We start from the raw sequence: 14,164 nt of genomic DNA on the forward strand, positions 1-14,164 counted from the left end.
GAGTGTCCTTTCTGTCCAGTCTGAAGCGGAATCGTCCGTTCGACGCGCGGTCGCACGCACCCGTGACTAGCGTGTGGAGTCGTACCGACCACCGATTCGGGAAAGGCCGCGATCATGGCCGTACAACCTGAGGGAACCCCCTGTTGGGCCGACGCGATGTTCAGCGACGTCGAGGGGGCCAAGAGCTTCTACGGCGACGTCCTCGGCTGGACCTTCGGCGAGGCGTCGTCGGAGTTCGGCAACTACACGCAGGCCTACTCGGACGGGAAGGCCGTCGCCGCCGTCGTGCCGCCGATGCCCGGTCAGGAGGGCCATTCGCAGTGGTGCCTGTACTTCGCGTCCCCGGACGTCTCCGCCACCGCCGGCAAGATCCGTGACAACGGCGGCGAACTGCTCATGGAACCGATGCAGGTCGGTGACTTCGGCACGATGTGCCTGGCCCGCGACCCGAGCGGCGTCGTCTTCGGCGTGTGGCAGGCGGGCACCCACGAGGGCTTCGAGGCGCCGCCCGAGCAGACGGGGGCGTTCTGCTGGGCCGAGGTCTACACCCGCGAACCCGAGAAGTCCGACGCGTTCTTCCCGGCCGTCTTCGGCTACAGCGCCCGGCAGATGCAGGACGACGCCGTCGACTTCCGCATGTTCAATCTCGGCGACCACACCGTTCTCGGTCGCATGAAGATGACGGACGACTTCCCGCCCGAGGTGCCGGCGTACATCAACGTCTACTTCAGCGTCGACAACTGCGACGACGCCGTCGCCCGCGCCACCAAGCTCGGCGGCATCCTGCGCTTCGGGCCCATGGACTCCCCGTTCGGACGGTTCGCCGCCCTCAGCGATCCGCAGGGCGCGAGCTTCTCGGTGATCGACGTGACGACGACCCAGGGCGACATGCCCCAGATCTCCGACGTGCCCTAGTCGCTGCGCACCGCCGTGACCACCACGGCGGTGTAGTGCATCGAGAAGCTCCCGCCCATCGCGTCGACGGCGTCGCCGAGACCGCCGAGCAGGGCGTCGAGCTGCTCGGCGGGCAACTGCCCGTGGCCGCCGAAGGTGGGTACCTGGTCCAGCCACTCCTCTCGGGTGTAGACCCGGTCCCACTCGAAGCGCCACTCCTCCGGCTCACCGAAGGCGGCCGCCTTGCGGATCCCGTCGGCCGCGGTGGCGCAGACGCCCGCGTAGGCGTCCGGGCCGGTCATCCGGCGCCAGTCCATCGGCATGCCGGGCACGGCCCGGGTGTACGCCTCGGTGAACGCCTCGGCCACGTCGCTCGAGGGCTGGAAGGCGTTCCAGAAGACGGCCAGCCGTCCGCCCGGCCGCAGCACCCGGGCCGCCCGGTCCGCACCCGCGACGGGGTCGACCCAGTGCCAGACGGTCCCCGCCACGACCGCGTCGAAGTCGCGGCCGGCCGGATCCCAGTCCTCGAACTTGGCGACCTCGACGTCGAGTCCCTTGTGACGCGCGAACGCGGCCATCCGGCTGTCGGGTTCCACCCCGAGCACCCGGCAGCCGTGCGCCCGGAACGCCAGCCCGGTGATACCGGTGCCCGTGCCCACGTCCAGGACATCCCGGCCGGGACTCTCGGCAGCGATCCGCTCCACCAGGGCGTCGGGATAACGGGGACGGGTCCGGTCGTAGCGCTCGGCGTCCGAGCCGTACGACTCGGCGATCGCACGCTGGGTGTGCGGCTGCTGTTCCTGAGGGCGAGTGGGCATGCGCCCACTATAAGTGGGCGCATGCCCACTCGACAAGAATCAGGGAGGATGTTCGAGGAAGAGTGAGGTGGGCCGTGCCGACAGGGATCGCCATCCGCGATGTGCGGGAGCAGCTGCTCGACGCCGCCGAGCGGATCCTGCTGCGGGACGGGGCGAACGCGCTGACCAGCCGGGCGGTCACCACCGAGGCGGGGGTCGCCAAGGGGGTTCTGCACCGCCACTTCGAGGACTTCGACGCGTTTCTCGCCGAGTTGGTGCTCGACCGCATCGGGCGTATCGAGGCCCGCTCCCGGGCCCTGCGCGAGTCGGCGGGGACCGGTGCCGTCGTCGACAACCTCACTGCCGCCCTGACCGACATCTTCGGGACGATCGCCCTGCGGATCGTCGGCCTGGTCATCGCGCGCGACGTCCTGCGGGCCCGGTTGCGCGAGGCGAGGGGTGGGGGAGTGCCGGTGCTGCGGGAGGCCACAGCGATGGTGGCCGGCTATCTCGCCGCGGAGCGCGACCTGGGGCGCGTCCCGGCCGGCGCAGAGGTGGACCTGCTCGCCCCCGCGCTGATCGGGGCGGCGCATCTCCTCTTCGCCGACACGGAAGGGGCGGCGCCCGGGGACGGGGAGGTCCGCCGGGTCGTGGCCACGGTGATCACGGTGGAGTGAAGGGGTGTCCGTCGGCTCATGGCATGATCGAGCGCATGCGTGAACGACTGGTGGCCGCGTGCGACGGCGCTTCGAAGGGAAATCCGGGACCTGCGGCTTGGGCCTGGGTCATCGCCGACGAATCGGAGACGCCGGACCGCTGGGAGGCCGGGCCGCTCGGCAAGGCCACCAACAATGTCGCCGAACTCACTGCGCTGGAGCGGCTGTTGGCGGCGACCGACCCGGATGTGCCACTCGAGATCCGGATGGACTCGCAGTACGCCATGAAGGCCGTCACCACCTGGCTGCCCGGGTGGAAGCGCAACGGCTGGAAGACCTCCGCGGGCAAGCCGGTCGCCAACCAGGAGCTGGTGGTCCGGATCGACGAACTGCTCGACGGGCGTTCGGTCGAGTTCCGTTACGTCCCCGCCCACCAGGTCGACGGCGACCCGCTGAACGACTTCGCCGACCGCGCGGCCAGCCAGGCGGCGATCGTCCAGGAGCCCGCGAGCAGCGAACTCGGATCTCCGAAGCCACCGCCGTCGCCGGACACCCCGAAAGCCGACCGCCCCGCCCGGGCCAAGTCGCCCAAGCGGAGCGGCGGTTCGTCTTCTCGTACGCTCAAGGCCAAGTTCCCCGGCCGGTGCCTGTGCGGACGTTCCTACGCGGCGGGCGAGACCATCGCGAAGAACGCCCAGGGCTGGGGGCACCCGGAGTGCCGTACGGAAGCGGCCGGTTAGAGGCCGGTCGGAGCGCGACGGGCGACGGTCAGATGACCGCCCCGCGCCACTCACCGGTCTCCTGACCACGCTCCTCGATGAACGTCTTGAAGCGCTCCAGGTCGCCCTTGGTCTGCCGCTTCACGAACCCGAGCTTGTCGCCGACCTTCTCGGTGATGCTGTCCGGATGGAAGTCCATCTGGAGCATCACCTTGGTGTGGGCGTCGTCGAGGCGGTGGAAGGTCACCGCGCCGGCCTGCTTGGCCTCGCCTGCGATCGTGGTCCACGCGACCCGCTCGTCCGGGATCTGCTCGGTGATCTCCGCGTCGAACTCCCTGTGCACCCCGTTGACGTTGGTCACCCAGTGCGTGAGCGTGTCGGTGCGCTGTTCGATGCGCTCGACCCCGCTCATGAACTCGGGGAAGGTCTCGAACTGCGTCCACTGGTTGTAGGCGGTGTGCACCGGCACGCCGACCTCGATGGACTCCTCGACCTGCGACACGGGTGAATCCCTCCTTCGTCTTCTCGGTGTGTAGGGCGCGGGTACCGCACGACCTGCGGGGCAAACCGGGCGAGACGATCGTCATTCGCTGTCGTAGGTGTAGCGGCGGGTGTGGTCCAGCGGGTCCGCGGGGAACGGCAGTTGCTGTGCGCCCTGGAGCTCGTCCACGGCGGCCGTGCGGCGGCGCGGGTGCCGGGGCGTGGTGGCTGACGACGCCGATCCAGCTGCCATCGGCGTTGCGCCTCATGTGCAGCTCCCTCCCGTCGACCGTCACGGCGTAGCCGTGATGACCTCCCGGAGTCGACGGACTCGGCATGCCCATCGTCCTCGCCCAGCGAGCGGGCCCGGGCCTGCCTCACGTGCGGAAAGCGACGCGATCCGAATCGGAGGTCGCGCATCCCCGGACTGCTACTCTGCGTTGCCAATCGACCGCTTTGAGTAATTACTAGGGGTGCGTGTGAAGGTCGCCTGCGTCGGCGGCGGGCCCGCCGGCCTGTATCTCTCGATCCTGCTGAAGCGGCAGGACCCGTCCCACGACATCACTGTCCACGAGCGCAATCCGGAGGGCTCGACCTACGGCTGGGGCGTCACCTACTGGCGCGGACTGCTCGACAAACTGCACGCCCACGACCCCGAGTCGTCCCGCGCGATCGAGGAGGCCTCGGTCACCTGGAACGAGGGCGAGGCCCGGGTACGGGACCTGGTCACCCGGCGCGGCAGCGACCCGGGCTTCGGCATCGGCCGCCACCGCCTGCTGGAGATCCTCGCCGAGCGGGCCCGCTCGCTGGGTGTGCGGCTGGAGTTCGAGCACGAGATCACCGACGGCAACCTCCCCGAGGCCGACCTCGTCGTGGCCGGCGACGGCGTGCACAGCGCCCTGCGCACCGGGCACGCCGACCACTTCGGCGCCGAGACCAGGGAAGGCCGCAACCGTTACATCTGGCTCGGCACCAGCAAGGTCTTCGACTCCTTCACCTTCGCCTTCGTCGAGACCGACCACGGCTGGATCTGGTGCTACGGCTATCCCTTCAGCCCCGAAGGCAGCACCTGCGTCGTCGAGTGCGCGCCCGAGACCTGGGCCGGCCTCGGCCTCGGCAGTGCGAACGAGGCCGACGGACTCGCCCTGCTGGAGAAGCTGTTCGCCGACGTCCTCGACGGCCACCCCCTGATCGGCCGGTCCGCGCGCTCGGGCAGCGCCCAGTGGCTCAGCTTCCGCACCCTCACCAACCGCACCTGGCATCGCGGCAACCTCGCCCTCCTCGGCGACGCCGCCCACACCACCCACTACTCCATCGGCGCCGGTACCACCCTCGCCCTGGAGGACGCCATCGCCCTGGCCGACGCCCTGCGCCGGGACGCCGAGCTTCCGCAGGCCCTCGTCCGCTACGAGCGGCAGCGCAAGGCGGAACTGCTCTCCATCCAGAGCGCGGCCCGCTACAGCGCCCAGTGGTACGAGAACCTGCCGCGCTACATCGGCCTGCCCCCGGAGCAGATGTTCGCCCTGCTCGGCCAGCGTCACTCGCCGCTGCTGCCCTATGTCCCGCCTCAGCTCTACTACCGCCTCGACAAGGCCGCCGGGCAGTTGGAGGCGCTGCGCAGGATCAAGCGCTGGCTCGGGCCGAAGGTGGCGCGCAGCGTGCACGCACGGGAGCTGGCTTCTCGCAAGTAGCTCGGCGGCCCTGGAAAGGGTATTGGGTGAATGGCGATTCACCGCTAAAGTGAATTTTCATTCACCCAGCTTTCCGTATCGAGTCCGGAGCGCCGATGGACCAGCAGGGCCCGATATCCCCGCCGCCCGGAACAAGCCTGCGGACCCGGCTCACCGTCCCGGTGCTGGCGATGTGCGGCACGCTCATGGCCGTCATGCAGACCGTGGTCGTCCCGCTGCTGCCGGACCTGCCCCGGCTGACCCACTCCTCGCCCGGCGCCGTCTCCTGGATGGTCACGGCGACCCTGCTCGCCGGTGCGGTCCTCACCCCGGTGCTCGGCCGTGCCGGTGACATGTACGGCAAGCGGCGGGTGCTCACCGGCGCCCTCGGCCTGATGACGCTCGGCTCGGTGATGTGCGCCCTGTCGTCCGACATCACCGTGCTCATCACGGCTCGTGCCCTGCAGGGTGCCGCCGCCTCCGTGGTGCCGCTGTCGATCAGCATCCTGCGCGACGAACTGCCGCCGGAGCGCCGGGGTTCCGCGGTCGCGATGATGAGCTCCACGGTCGGCATCGGCGCCGCGCTCGGACTGCCGCTGGCCGCGATGGTCGTCCAGTACGCCGACTGGCACACCATGTTCTGGATGACCAGCGCCCTCGGCGCCCTGGGGGTCACGGCCGTGTCGTGGGCGGTCCGCGAGTCGCCCGTACGGCAGCCGGGCCGCTTCGACGTGCAGGGCGCCCTGGGACTGGCCGTGGGCCTGGTGAGCCTGCTGCTCGGGGTGTCCCAGGGCGGGCAGTGGGGCTGGGGCAGCCCCCGGGTCCTGAGTCTGTTCCTGGTGTCCGTCGCCGTCCTGGCCCTGTGGTGGTGGCGCCAACTGCGCACCGGCCAGCCCCTGGTCGACCTGCGGCTGGTCACCCGGCCGCGGGTCGGCCTGTCGCACGTGGCCGCCCTGCTCACCGGCTTCGCGTTCTACGCCAACTCCCTGGTCACGGCCCAGCTGGTGCAGGCACCGAAGGCCACCGGCTACGGACTCGGTCTGTCGATCGTGGCCACCGGCCTGTGCCTGCTGCCGGGCGGAGTCACCATGCTCCTGTTCTCACCGCTCTCGGCCCGGATCTCCGCCACCCGCGGTCCGCGCATCACGCTCGCCCTCGGCGCCGCGATCATCGCGTTCGGCTACGCGGTACGCATCGCGGACAGCCGCGATCTGTGGATGATCATCCTGGGCGCGACCGTGGTGGCCACCGGCACCACCCTCGCCTACTCGGCGCTGCCCACGCTGATCCTGCGCGCCGTCCCGGCCGAGCAGACGGCCTCCGCCAACGGCGTCAACGTCCTGATGCGCACCGTCGGCCAGGCCGCCTCCAGCGCGGCGGTCGCAGCGGTCCTGGTCCACCACACCAGCCCGGTCGGCGGCGTACTCGTGTCCACCCTGCACGGCTACCTGCTGGCCTTCGCCATGGCGGGCGCGGTCGCTCTCGCGGCGTGCGCGGCGGCGCTGACCATCCCCGGCGACTCCGCGCCCGAGAGGACCCGCCGGGCCAAGGGCCGCACCCGGGGCGCGCGGGACGAGGCGATGGAGGGAGCATGAGTGCCGTGAGCACACCGCCCCCCACCACCACGACCGCCCGCCGGGACGCCGAGGCGACCAAGGCCGCCATCCTCAGGGCGGCCCGCTATCTCCTGGCCCGCACCCCCCACGCCGACATCACCCTCAAGGCGGTCGCCGAACGCGCCGGGGTCAGCCCGCCGTTGATCGTGAAGTACTTCGGCAACAAGGACGCCCTCTTCGCCCGCGTGATGTCCTTCGAGTCCGACGCGACGGCCCTGCTCGACGCCCCCCTGGACGAACTGGGCCGTCACATGGTCCGCCATGTCCTCACCGGCCAGATCGAACGAGGCGCCGACCCCCTGCTCCGGATCGCCTTCGCCCCCGTCCAGGGCGAACACGGTGACATCCTGCGCGTCAACTTCCGTTCCCAGGTGGTCGAACGCCTCGCGGAACGCCTGCCCGGCCGCGACGCCGGGCTGCGCGCCGAACTGGCGGTGGGCACCCTCCTGGGTCTGGGCGTGATGTACGGCATCGCCCGGGGCACCGAGCTGAGGGCGAGTGCCGTGGAGGACGTGGTGGACCGGTACGCCCCCACGGTGCAGGCCCACTTGACGCCCTAACGGAACAGCCGGTCCAGGAAGGCGTTGCCGAACACGCCGTGCGGATCGAGCCGGTCCAGCACCCCTGCGGCCTGGCCCCACACCGCCTCACCGAACGAACCGGGAATGGCCGTCCCCAGTACCTCCTCGTCCTCCCACACGGCGTCGTCCGTGTAGGCCCACCCCTTGGACCACTCGACGCGAGTCCCGTCGTAGCCCTCGAGGAGGAACTGCTCGATCTCCCGCAGGAAGGCCTCCGCGTACGGCGTCCCCGGCAGCGTGAGGATGTCCAGCCACACCGCCGTGTCCCATTCGGGATGCTCCTGGTCCGCCCGCAACGCCGACAGCAGCGGAGCCCGCGCCCCCTCCAGCTCGGCCTCGGCCGGATCATCGAGCCCGGTCACCCTGATCTCCACCGTTCCGTTGACCGGGAACCGTCCCTGCGCCGTGTACGCGGCGAGCCGCTCCCGGTAGAAGTCCGTGAACTCGGAGACGACCCGCTGCACTTGGTCCCGGCTCGTGAGGACCGCGTACCCGTTCGCGGTCACCCTGAGCGTCGTCGGCTTGATGTAGAGCAGCGTGTTCTTGGACGGCCCCCAGATGTCCGCCGACAGCGTCGCCGTGAGCCCCACGGTCGCCACGTCGAGCTGTGCGTTCCCGAGCACCGGCGCCAGATACCAGGCCGCGTCCGACACCATCCGCCCGGCCAGATCCGCCACCAGGGTCGGAACGTTGTCGGAGAAGGGATAGTTGTACGGCGCGGTCACGCGCCGCGAGGTCAGCGGCCTGGTCGGCGCCACGCTCCACACCTTCAGCCACGGGAACTCCGTGTAGGCGAACCAGATCGCCTCGACCCGTCCGGCCTCCTCCAGGAAGCTCGCGAAGGTCCGCCCGTCGCCGCCGGGCGCCGCGAAGAGCTCGGCCGCCGGAATGTCGACCCGGCTGACACACCGCAGATTGCTGTTGGCGCCGACCCGCAGCACGACCTCGGTGACGAAGGCCCGCCCGAGATGGGTGAGCAGGGCGGCACTGTCGGCCTCGGCACGGCTGAACTCACGCAGCACGTACGCCCCGCTGTCCTCGTCCCACACCACCGCCGTCAACGACAGGATGCGATTGCTGAGTGAGCCGTACGTCTGTCCCGGCAGCCGCTGCTCCCCGTCGGCCGGAACGGCGGTGCCGTGCGCGTCGACCGCCAGCGCGCCGCCCAGGGTGAGGTCGCCGGGGGCGGGCGCGGCGGTGACCCCGAGCCCGTGCTCCTCCAGATAGGTGAGCAGCGCCTCCAGCGTGACGCCGGTGCCGGCCCGCACGGCGGAGGCGGAGTCCAGGGACAGGCCGGTCAGGTGGGAGGCGGTGTCGACGAGGAGGACGGGCGCGTCCGACGCCGTGCCCTCCGTGACGGTGAGGGGGGACCAACCGTGCGAGGAGCCCCGGGCGCGCACCCGCCAGCCGTGCCGCCAGGCCCAGTTGACGACCTCGGCCACCTGTTCCGGGCCGGTCGGGGCACAGGCCCACAGCCCGTCGGCGGTGATCTCGCCGACCCAGTTCCGGTACGCCGAACGGTGCAGGGCCACGCCCGCCGGGAAGTCGGGCAGCTCGTCGGCCGCGGCCGCCGGGTCCGCCGGCAGCAGAATCGGTACGGCGGCCAGGGCCGCGGCGCTGAGAAGGAAGCCGCGACGGGACCAGGACGAGTCGTCCTGCGGATGGTTGCTCACTGAACGATCAGTCACGGGGTCACGCTAGGCGCTCGTTGACACGTGCATGCCTTACGTCGAAGCGTGTCACCCATGTGAGTGAATAATTTACCGACGTCGGCCCGGAGCGACCCGTTCCGCGCAGGTCGGCGACGGATGACAGACTGACGCCATGGACGAGCGCACATTCGGCAGGTCGCAGCAGCACGCATCCGTAGTTGGACTCGGCACCTGGCAGCTGGGGGCCGACTGGGGGGACGTCGACGACAAGGAAGCCCTCTCGGTGCTGGAGGCGGCGGCCGAGTCGGGGGTGACCTTCTTCGACACGGCGGACGTGTACGGCGACGGACGCAGCGAGCAGACCATCGCCACCTTCCTGAGCGGCCGGCCCGACCTGCACGTGCTGGTCGCGACCAAGATGGGCCGCCGGCTCGACCAGATCCCGCAGAACTACGTCCTCGACAACTTCCGTGCCTGGAACGACCGTTCGCGCCGCAATCTCGGCGTCGACCGCATCGACCTGGTCCAGCTGCACTGCCCGCCGACGCCCGTCTACTCCACCGACGAGGTGTTCGACGCCCTCGACACCCTGGTCGAGGAGGAGCGCATCGCCCACTACGGCGTCAGCGTCGAGACCTGCGAGGAGGCGCTCACGGCGATCGCCCGGCCGGGTGTGGCGAGTGTGCAGATCATCCTCAACGCCTTCCGCATGAAGCCGCTGCGCGAGGTGCTCCCCGCCGCGCGGGAGGCGGGCGTCGGCATCATCGCCCGGGTCCCGCTGGCCTCGGGCCTGCTGTCCGGCAAGTACACCAAGGACACGGTCTTCCCGGAGAACGACCACCGCGCCTACAACCGGCACGGCGAGGCTTTCGACGTCGGCGAGACCTTCTCCGGCGTGGACTACACGACGGGTGTCGAGGCCGCCGCGGAGTTCTCCGCGCTCGCCCCCGACGGTTACACGCCGGCCCAGCTCGCCCTGCGGTGGATCATCGAGCAGCCGGGCGTCACCACCGTCATCCCCGGCGCCCGCTCGCCCGAGCAGGCCCGTGCCAACGCGGCCGCCGCCAAGCTGCCGCCGCTGTCCGACGAGACCCTCGCGGCCATCGGAGACCTCTACGACCGCCGGATCAAGGACCAGGTCGAGAACCGCTGGTGACCCACGCCCGGCTCCGGGAGGCGGCTTTCGGACGCTCCCGGAGCCGCGCTGTTTGAACGATCAGCCACCGGATACCCGTACCGCATGGTCGAGACGGTGAGACGGACGGGCCGCGACGAGACCGAGGAAGAGCGCGCGGACCGCATGTGGGGCGAACTCATCCAGGAGATACGCGTCGCCCAGACAGGTGTCCAGATCCTGTTCGGCTTCCTGCTCACCGTGGTGTTCACACCCAAGTACGACGACCTCGCCCACACCGACCAGGTCATCTACATCGTGACCGTGGTCCTCGGCTCCTGCGCCACCGGAGCCCTCATCGGGCCGGTCTCCCTGCACCGCCTCGTCTCGGGGCGGCGCATCAAACCCCAGGCCGTACGGATCGCTTCCCGGCTGACCTTCGTGGGGCTGGTTCTCCTGCTCACGACGATGACGGCCGCCCTGCTGCTGATCCTGCGGGTCGCGACCCACGACTCCTGGGTGCCCTGGCTCGTCACGGCAGTGGTGGCCTGGTACCTGCTGTGCTGGTTCGCGGTGCCCCTGTGGACCCGGCGCCGCTATACGACGAGGTGACGCGCAGCCCGTCCAACTGCCGGTCGTGCAGGCGGCTCAGCGACAGCACGGACACGGTGGCGCCGATCAGCGCGCAGAACATGTCCCACTGGGTGTCCCACACATCGCCCTGCGTGGCCAGGAAGGCGTCCGCCGCCTGACCCCCGGTCACCGCGGCCGCCCACTCCAGCATCTCGAAGACGGCACTGAAGGCCAGACACGCGCACACCGTCAGCGGCGCCAGCCAGCGGCTGCCCCGCAGTGGTGAGGTACGGCAGAGCAGCTCCCGCACCAGGACCGCCGGCACGAAGCCCTGCATGAGATGGCCGAAACGGTCGTACGGATTGCGGTCGAGCCCGAAGGCGTCCCGCACCCAGTCGCCGAGCGGGACCTCGGCGTAGGTGTAGTGGCCGCCCACGATCAGTACGAGCGCGTGGACCGCCAGCAGACAGCACAGCAGGCCGGTCAGCGGGAAGCGGCGCCACGTCAGCACGATCAGCGGCAGGCCCACCAGGACCCAGACGGTCTCCAGGAACCAGGTGGTGCGGTCGCGCGGGCCCCAGGCCGACAGGGCGAGCGCGGCGACCACGGCCCAGGCGAGCAGGACCGGCAGGGGCCGTCGCACAGCGGTCATGAGGTGCTCCTTGTCGTCGGAGCCCTCATCGTCGGGGCACGGGGCCGACGGCGGCATGAGTACGGCTACTCAGCCCGCGTGCGCATCAAACCCGTCCCCGCCTCCGGCTCAGCCTCCCGCGATGACCGAGGCCAGGAAGTCGTCCACGCGGACCTCTTCCTGTCCCGGCGGCACGATCTCGCGGGTCTCGCGCAGGAAGGACGCCAGCGCCGGGGCCCAGGCGAAGACCACGGCGTGCTGGCGGCCCCCGTCGGAGCGGGCGTCGCCGTAGAACTCCATGCGGAGCTCCTCCCAGACGCCGGTCGAGACGGGGCTGAGCCGTACGTCCCCGATTCCGACCGGACCGCGCAGGCCCTCGGCGAGCATCTCCCGGTCCAGCCGCCACCGTGCCAGCACCCGGCCGTCATGGCTGAACACCGCGGTGACGGCGAACGGGTCCGCCGCGTCGTAGCCGAGGTGGGCGAGCACGGGGCAACGGCCCGTGCCGCCCGCCTGCAGTTGCACGACCAGAGTCTTGTGCGCGGTTCTGGGGACGAAGGAGTTCACCTGAAGGCCTCCGGGAAGAGCGACGTGTCGCCCTCTAGTACCCCTCACACGCCCAAGATGCTCAGCCGTCCGGGTGATTCCCCTTCGCGGTGCGCAAGGCGGTGATGCACGAGGCGATGGCCTGCTGCAGTTCCTCCAGTTGCTGGACCATGTCGTCCTCGTAGAAGTCCTGGGCGTCGTCGAAGGTCAGCTCCTCGAACACCTTGGTGGCCTTCTGGAGGCTGTTGTAGAACTTCGTACGCCGTTCCTGGACCCGGAGTTCGGGGTCGGCCTCCACGGTCTCGGCGACGAGGGACTTCATGGTGTCGAAGGCTTCGGCCGCCCACTCGCCGGTGTCCTCGTCCTCCTCCAGCTCCTCGAGGAGGGACAGGTGCCGCTCGGCCTCCTGACGCAGGTCCACGGGTGCGTCGATGGTCTGCCCGGCCGGGGTCCTGACCTGACCGGACTCGGCGATCTGGCGGACGTATCCGATCCGGTCGGCCGCTCGGCTCTCGGTGGCCACGGCCTTCTTCAGGTCGTCCGTGCGCACCACGTCCCGGGCCAACGAGGCCTGGAGCTCCGGGTCCTCCTTGATCCGGTCGAGCAGTGCGCTGCGCGCGGCCCGGGCGGTGGAGGGGTCGGCGAGGATGGCGGCACGCAGCGCGGTCGGGTTCTCGGCGACCTCCAGGGCCTTGGTGGGCCGGATGCCCTCGGCCTCGGCGGCCTCGGCGATGGCGGTGCCGCGCTCGGAGGTCGCGCTGTTGCGGGAGACGTAGTAGTCGAGCCACACGTCCGCGTCCGGCAGCTCCACCTCCTGGCCCGGCACCAGCGCCTCGAAGTGCGGGACCATGCCGTCGTCGGCGGCCCGGTCCCAGGCCTTGTAGTAGCGCATCACGCGCTCGGGCGAGCAGCCGGCGAGCTGGGCGAACTCCTTCGCGGACACCTTCGGCGTCTCGTCCGCGCTCTGGCCGCCGGGCCGCACGCTGCGCGCCACCATCAGGCCGAAGGCCCATCCGCCGGTCCGCGCGTAGACACCGAACTCCCGGGCGTCCCGCGCGACGAGGTCGGACATGGGCGCGCCGGACGTCTCGGCCGAGGCCTCGGAGGACGTGTCGGACGGGTCGATCGCTAGGGTCACGGGTGCTTCTCCTGGGCAGGCTCGTTCGGACCGCACGATGTGCGGGTCGGAAGCCTATTGCACGCTCCGTTGCCGCCGGGCGGTCCGGCCCGCTCAGGCGAACGCGTCGCGCAGCGCGGGCAGCAGCGTCTTGGCCGACCAGTCCAGGAACTCCGGTTGCGAGTCCCCGCCGATCTGCACCAGGGCGATCTCGGTGAAACCCGCCTCCGCATACGGCCGTACGGCCTCGACGAAGTCGTCCGGGTCGTCGCCGCAGGGAATCGACTCCGCGACGTCGTCGGGCGTGACGAACTGGGTGGCCGCCTCGAAGGCATCCGGGTGCGGGAGCTCGGAGTTGACCTTCCAGCCGCTGCCGAACCAGCGGAACTGGGAGTGCGCCCGCTTGATCGCCGTGTCCCGGTCGGGGTCGTAGCAGACGGGCAGCTGTCCCACGCGCGGCTTGCCCTCGCCGCCGTGCCGGTCGAACGCGTCGAGCAGGCCCGCCTTGGGCTCCGTGGCGATGACCAGGTCGGCGAGGCGGCCGGCCAGTTCGCAGGACTGTTCGCCGGAGACGGCCAGGCCGATCTGCGGCGGCTCGTCCGGCAGGTCCCACAGCCGGGCCGACTCCACGTCGAAGTGGTTCCCGCGGTGATTCACATGGCCGCCCCGGAACAGCGCGCGGATGATCTCCACCGCCTCTTCCAGCATCTCGTGCCGTACGTCGGCCGAGGGCCAGCCGCCGCCCACCACATGCTCGTTGAGGTTCTCGCCGGAGCCCAGCCCCAGCCGGAACCGGCCCTCCGAGAGCAGCTGCATCGTCGCCGCCTTCTGCGCCACCACCGCCGGGTGGTAGCGGAAGGAAGGACAGGTCACGTACGTCATCAGCGGAATGCGGGAGGTCGCCTGGGCGGCCGCCCCCAGCACGCTCCACGCGTACGGCGAGTGACCCTGCGACCGCAGCCACGGGAAGTAGTGGTCCGAGGTCACCGAGAAGTCGTAGCCCGCCTCCTCGGCCCGCACCACATGGCCGACGAGGTCTCGCGGGCCGGCCTGCTCGGTCATCATCGTGTATCCGATTTGCACCATGGGTGCCGAGTCCCCGGTGACCGGAGGGGAAA

Annotated in this window: 15 protein-coding genes and 1 pseudogene; 8 read left to right on the forward strand and 8 right to left on the reverse strand. The window is 70.7% G+C overall.

What is annotated here, in order from left to right:
• The first annotated feature begins 114 nt into the window (after positions 1–114).
• On the forward strand, positions 115–915 hold the full coding sequence (locus tag RNB18_RS17960) for a VOC family protein (RefSeq protein WP_311715076.1): 801 nt from the start codon (positions 115–117) through the stop codon (positions 913–915).
• Here the strand turns inward: RNB18_RS17960 and RNB18_RS17965 are convergent.
• On the reverse strand, positions 912–1,712 hold the full coding sequence (locus RNB18_RS17965) for a class I SAM-dependent methyltransferase (RefSeq protein ID WP_311715077.1): 801 nt from the start codon (positions 1,710–1,712) through the stop codon (positions 912–914). The two genes, RNB18_RS17960 and RNB18_RS17965, sit on opposite strands and share 4 nt — an antisense overlap.
• Positions 1,713–1,786: 74 nt before the next feature.
• On the opposite strand from RNB18_RS17965, the gene RNB18_RS17970 reads away from it, so the two are divergent.
• Together RNB18_RS17970 and RNB18_RS17975 are read left to right on the forward strand one after the other, a co-directional pair.
• Positions 1,787–2,368 carry a TetR/AcrR family transcriptional regulator gene (locus RNB18_RS17970; protein WP_311715078.1) on the forward strand — a complete coding sequence of 194 codons (582 nt, stop codon included), beginning with the start codon at positions 1,787–1,789 and terminating at the stop codon, positions 2,366–2,368.
• A 23-nt stretch (positions 2,369–2,391) separates the two neighbouring features.
• Positions 2,392–3,087 carry a ribonuclease H family protein gene (locus tag RNB18_RS17975; RefSeq protein WP_311715079.1) on the forward strand — a complete coding sequence of 232 codons (696 nt, stop codon included), beginning with the start codon at positions 2,392–2,394 and terminating at the stop codon, positions 3,085–3,087.
• Positions 3,088–3,115: 28 nt separating this feature from the next.
• Here the strand turns inward: RNB18_RS17975 and RNB18_RS17980 are convergent, their stop codons facing one another.
• Positions 3,116–3,568, reverse strand: a complete 453-nt coding sequence (locus RNB18_RS17980) for an SRPBCC family protein (protein WP_057611422.1) — start codon at positions 3,566–3,568, stop codon at positions 3,116–3,118.
• Between the two features lie 81 nt (positions 3,569–3,649).
• A pseudogene (locus RNB18_RS17985) lies at positions 3,650–3,872 on the reverse strand (tyrosinase family oxidase copper chaperone); the annotation flags it as partial.
• A gap of 153 nt (positions 3,873–4,025) precedes the next feature.
• On the opposite strand from RNB18_RS17985, the gene RNB18_RS17990 reads away from it, so the two are divergent.
• The 3 genes from RNB18_RS17990 (at position 4,026) to RNB18_RS18000 (ending at position 7,392) form a co-directional block, all read left to right on the forward strand.
• Entirely contained in the window at positions 4,026–5,237 is a 1,212-nt protein-coding gene (locus RNB18_RS17990; RefSeq protein ID WP_311715080.1) for an FAD-dependent monooxygenase, read from the forward strand.
• Positions 5,238–5,332: 95 nt separating this feature from the next.
• Entirely contained in the window at positions 5,333–6,811 is a 1,479-nt protein-coding gene (locus RNB18_RS17995; protein ID WP_311715081.1) for an MFS transporter, read from the forward strand.
• A complete protein-coding gene (locus RNB18_RS18000; protein WP_311715082.1) occupies positions 6,808–7,392 on the forward strand; it encodes a TetR/AcrR family transcriptional regulator in 585 nt (194 codons plus the stop codon). The genes RNB18_RS17995 and RNB18_RS18000 overlap by 4 nt, the downstream gene beginning before the upstream one ends.
• Here the strand turns inward: RNB18_RS18000 and RNB18_RS18005 are convergent.
• Complete coding sequence (locus tag RNB18_RS18005) at positions 7,389–9,101, reverse strand: cholesterol oxidase substrate-binding domain-containing protein (protein WP_394817634.1); 1,713 nt, start codon at positions 9,099–9,101, stop codon at positions 7,389–7,391. The two genes, RNB18_RS18000 and RNB18_RS18005, sit on opposite strands and share 4 nt — an antisense overlap.
• Before the next feature lie 136 nt (positions 9,102–9,237).
• Between RNB18_RS18005 and RNB18_RS18010 the strand changes: the two genes are divergently transcribed.
• Entirely contained in the window at positions 9,238–10,221 is a 984-nt protein-coding gene (locus RNB18_RS18010; protein WP_311715083.1) for an aldo/keto reductase, read from the forward strand.
• 84 nt (positions 10,222–10,305) lie between these two features.
• Positions 10,306–10,791: a DUF6328 family protein gene (locus tag RNB18_RS18015; RefSeq protein WP_311715084.1), complete on the forward strand. Its 486-nt coding sequence runs from the start codon at positions 10,306–10,308 to the stop codon at positions 10,789–10,791.
• Here the strand turns inward: RNB18_RS18015 and RNB18_RS18020 are convergent.
• From RNB18_RS18020 to RNB18_RS18035, 4 genes are all read right to left on the reverse strand, one after another.
• Entirely contained in the window at positions 10,712–11,404 is a 693-nt protein-coding gene (locus RNB18_RS18020; RefSeq protein ID WP_311715085.1) for a DUF2238 domain-containing protein, read from the reverse strand. The two genes, RNB18_RS18015 and RNB18_RS18020, sit on opposite strands and share 80 nt — an antisense overlap.
• Before the next feature lie 108 nt (positions 11,405–11,512).
• Complete coding sequence (locus RNB18_RS18025; RefSeq protein ID WP_311715086.1) at positions 11,513–11,950, reverse strand: SsgA family sporulation/cell division regulator; 438 nt, start codon at positions 11,948–11,950, stop codon at positions 11,513–11,515.
• A 61-nt stretch (positions 11,951–12,011) separates the two neighbouring features.
• Positions 12,012–13,067, reverse strand: coding sequence for a hypothetical protein (locus RNB18_RS18030; RefSeq protein WP_311715087.1), 1,056 nt, complete (start codon positions 13,065–13,067; stop codon positions 12,012–12,014).
• A gap of 93 nt (positions 13,068–13,160) precedes the next feature.
• Complete coding sequence (locus RNB18_RS18035) at positions 13,161–14,132, reverse strand: LLM class F420-dependent oxidoreductase (protein ID WP_266376029.1); 972 nt, start codon at positions 14,130–14,132, stop codon at positions 13,161–13,163.
• Positions 14,133–14,164: the final 32 nt, after the last annotated feature.

It is taken from the genome of Streptomyces doebereineriae (assembly GCF_031845645.1).
GTDB lineage: Bacteria > Actinomycetota > Actinomycetes > Streptomycetales > Streptomycetaceae > Streptomyces > Streptomyces canus.

Bases quoted from the DNA above. Each gene is read 5' to 3' on its own strand.
- RNB18_RS17960 (WP_311715076.1), top strand. From the start codon at position 115: ATGGCCGTACAACCTGAGGGAACCCCCTGTTGGGCCGACGCGATGTTC.
- RNB18_RS17965 (WP_311715077.1), bottom strand. From the start codon at position 1,712: ATGCCCACTCGCCCTCAGGAACAGCAGCCGCACACCCAGCGTGCGATC.
- RNB18_RS17975 (WP_311715079.1), top strand. From the start codon at position 2,392: ATGATCGAGCGCATGCGTGAACGACTGGTGGCCGCGTGCGACGGCGCT.
- RNB18_RS17995 (WP_311715081.1), top strand. From the start codon at position 5,333: ATGGACCAGCAGGGCCCGATATCCCCGCCGCCCGGAACAAGCCTGCGG.
- RNB18_RS18000 (WP_311715082.1), top strand. From the start codon at position 6,808: ATGAGTGCCGTGAGCACACCGCCCCCCACCACCACGACCGCCCGCCGG.
- RNB18_RS18010 (WP_311715083.1), top strand. From the start codon at position 9,238: ATGGACGAGCGCACATTCGGCAGGTCGCAGCAGCACGCATCCGTAGTT.
- RNB18_RS18015 (WP_311715084.1), top strand. From the start codon at position 10,306: ATGGTCGAGACGGTGAGACGGACGGGCCGCGACGAGACCGAGGAAGAG.
- RNB18_RS18020 (WP_311715085.1), bottom strand. From the start codon at position 11,404: ATGACCGCTGTGCGACGGCCCCTGCCGGTCCTGCTCGCCTGGGCCGTG.
- RNB18_RS18035 (WP_266376029.1), bottom strand. From the start codon at position 14,132: ATGGTGCAAATCGGATACACGATGATGACCGAGCAGGCCGGCCCGCGA.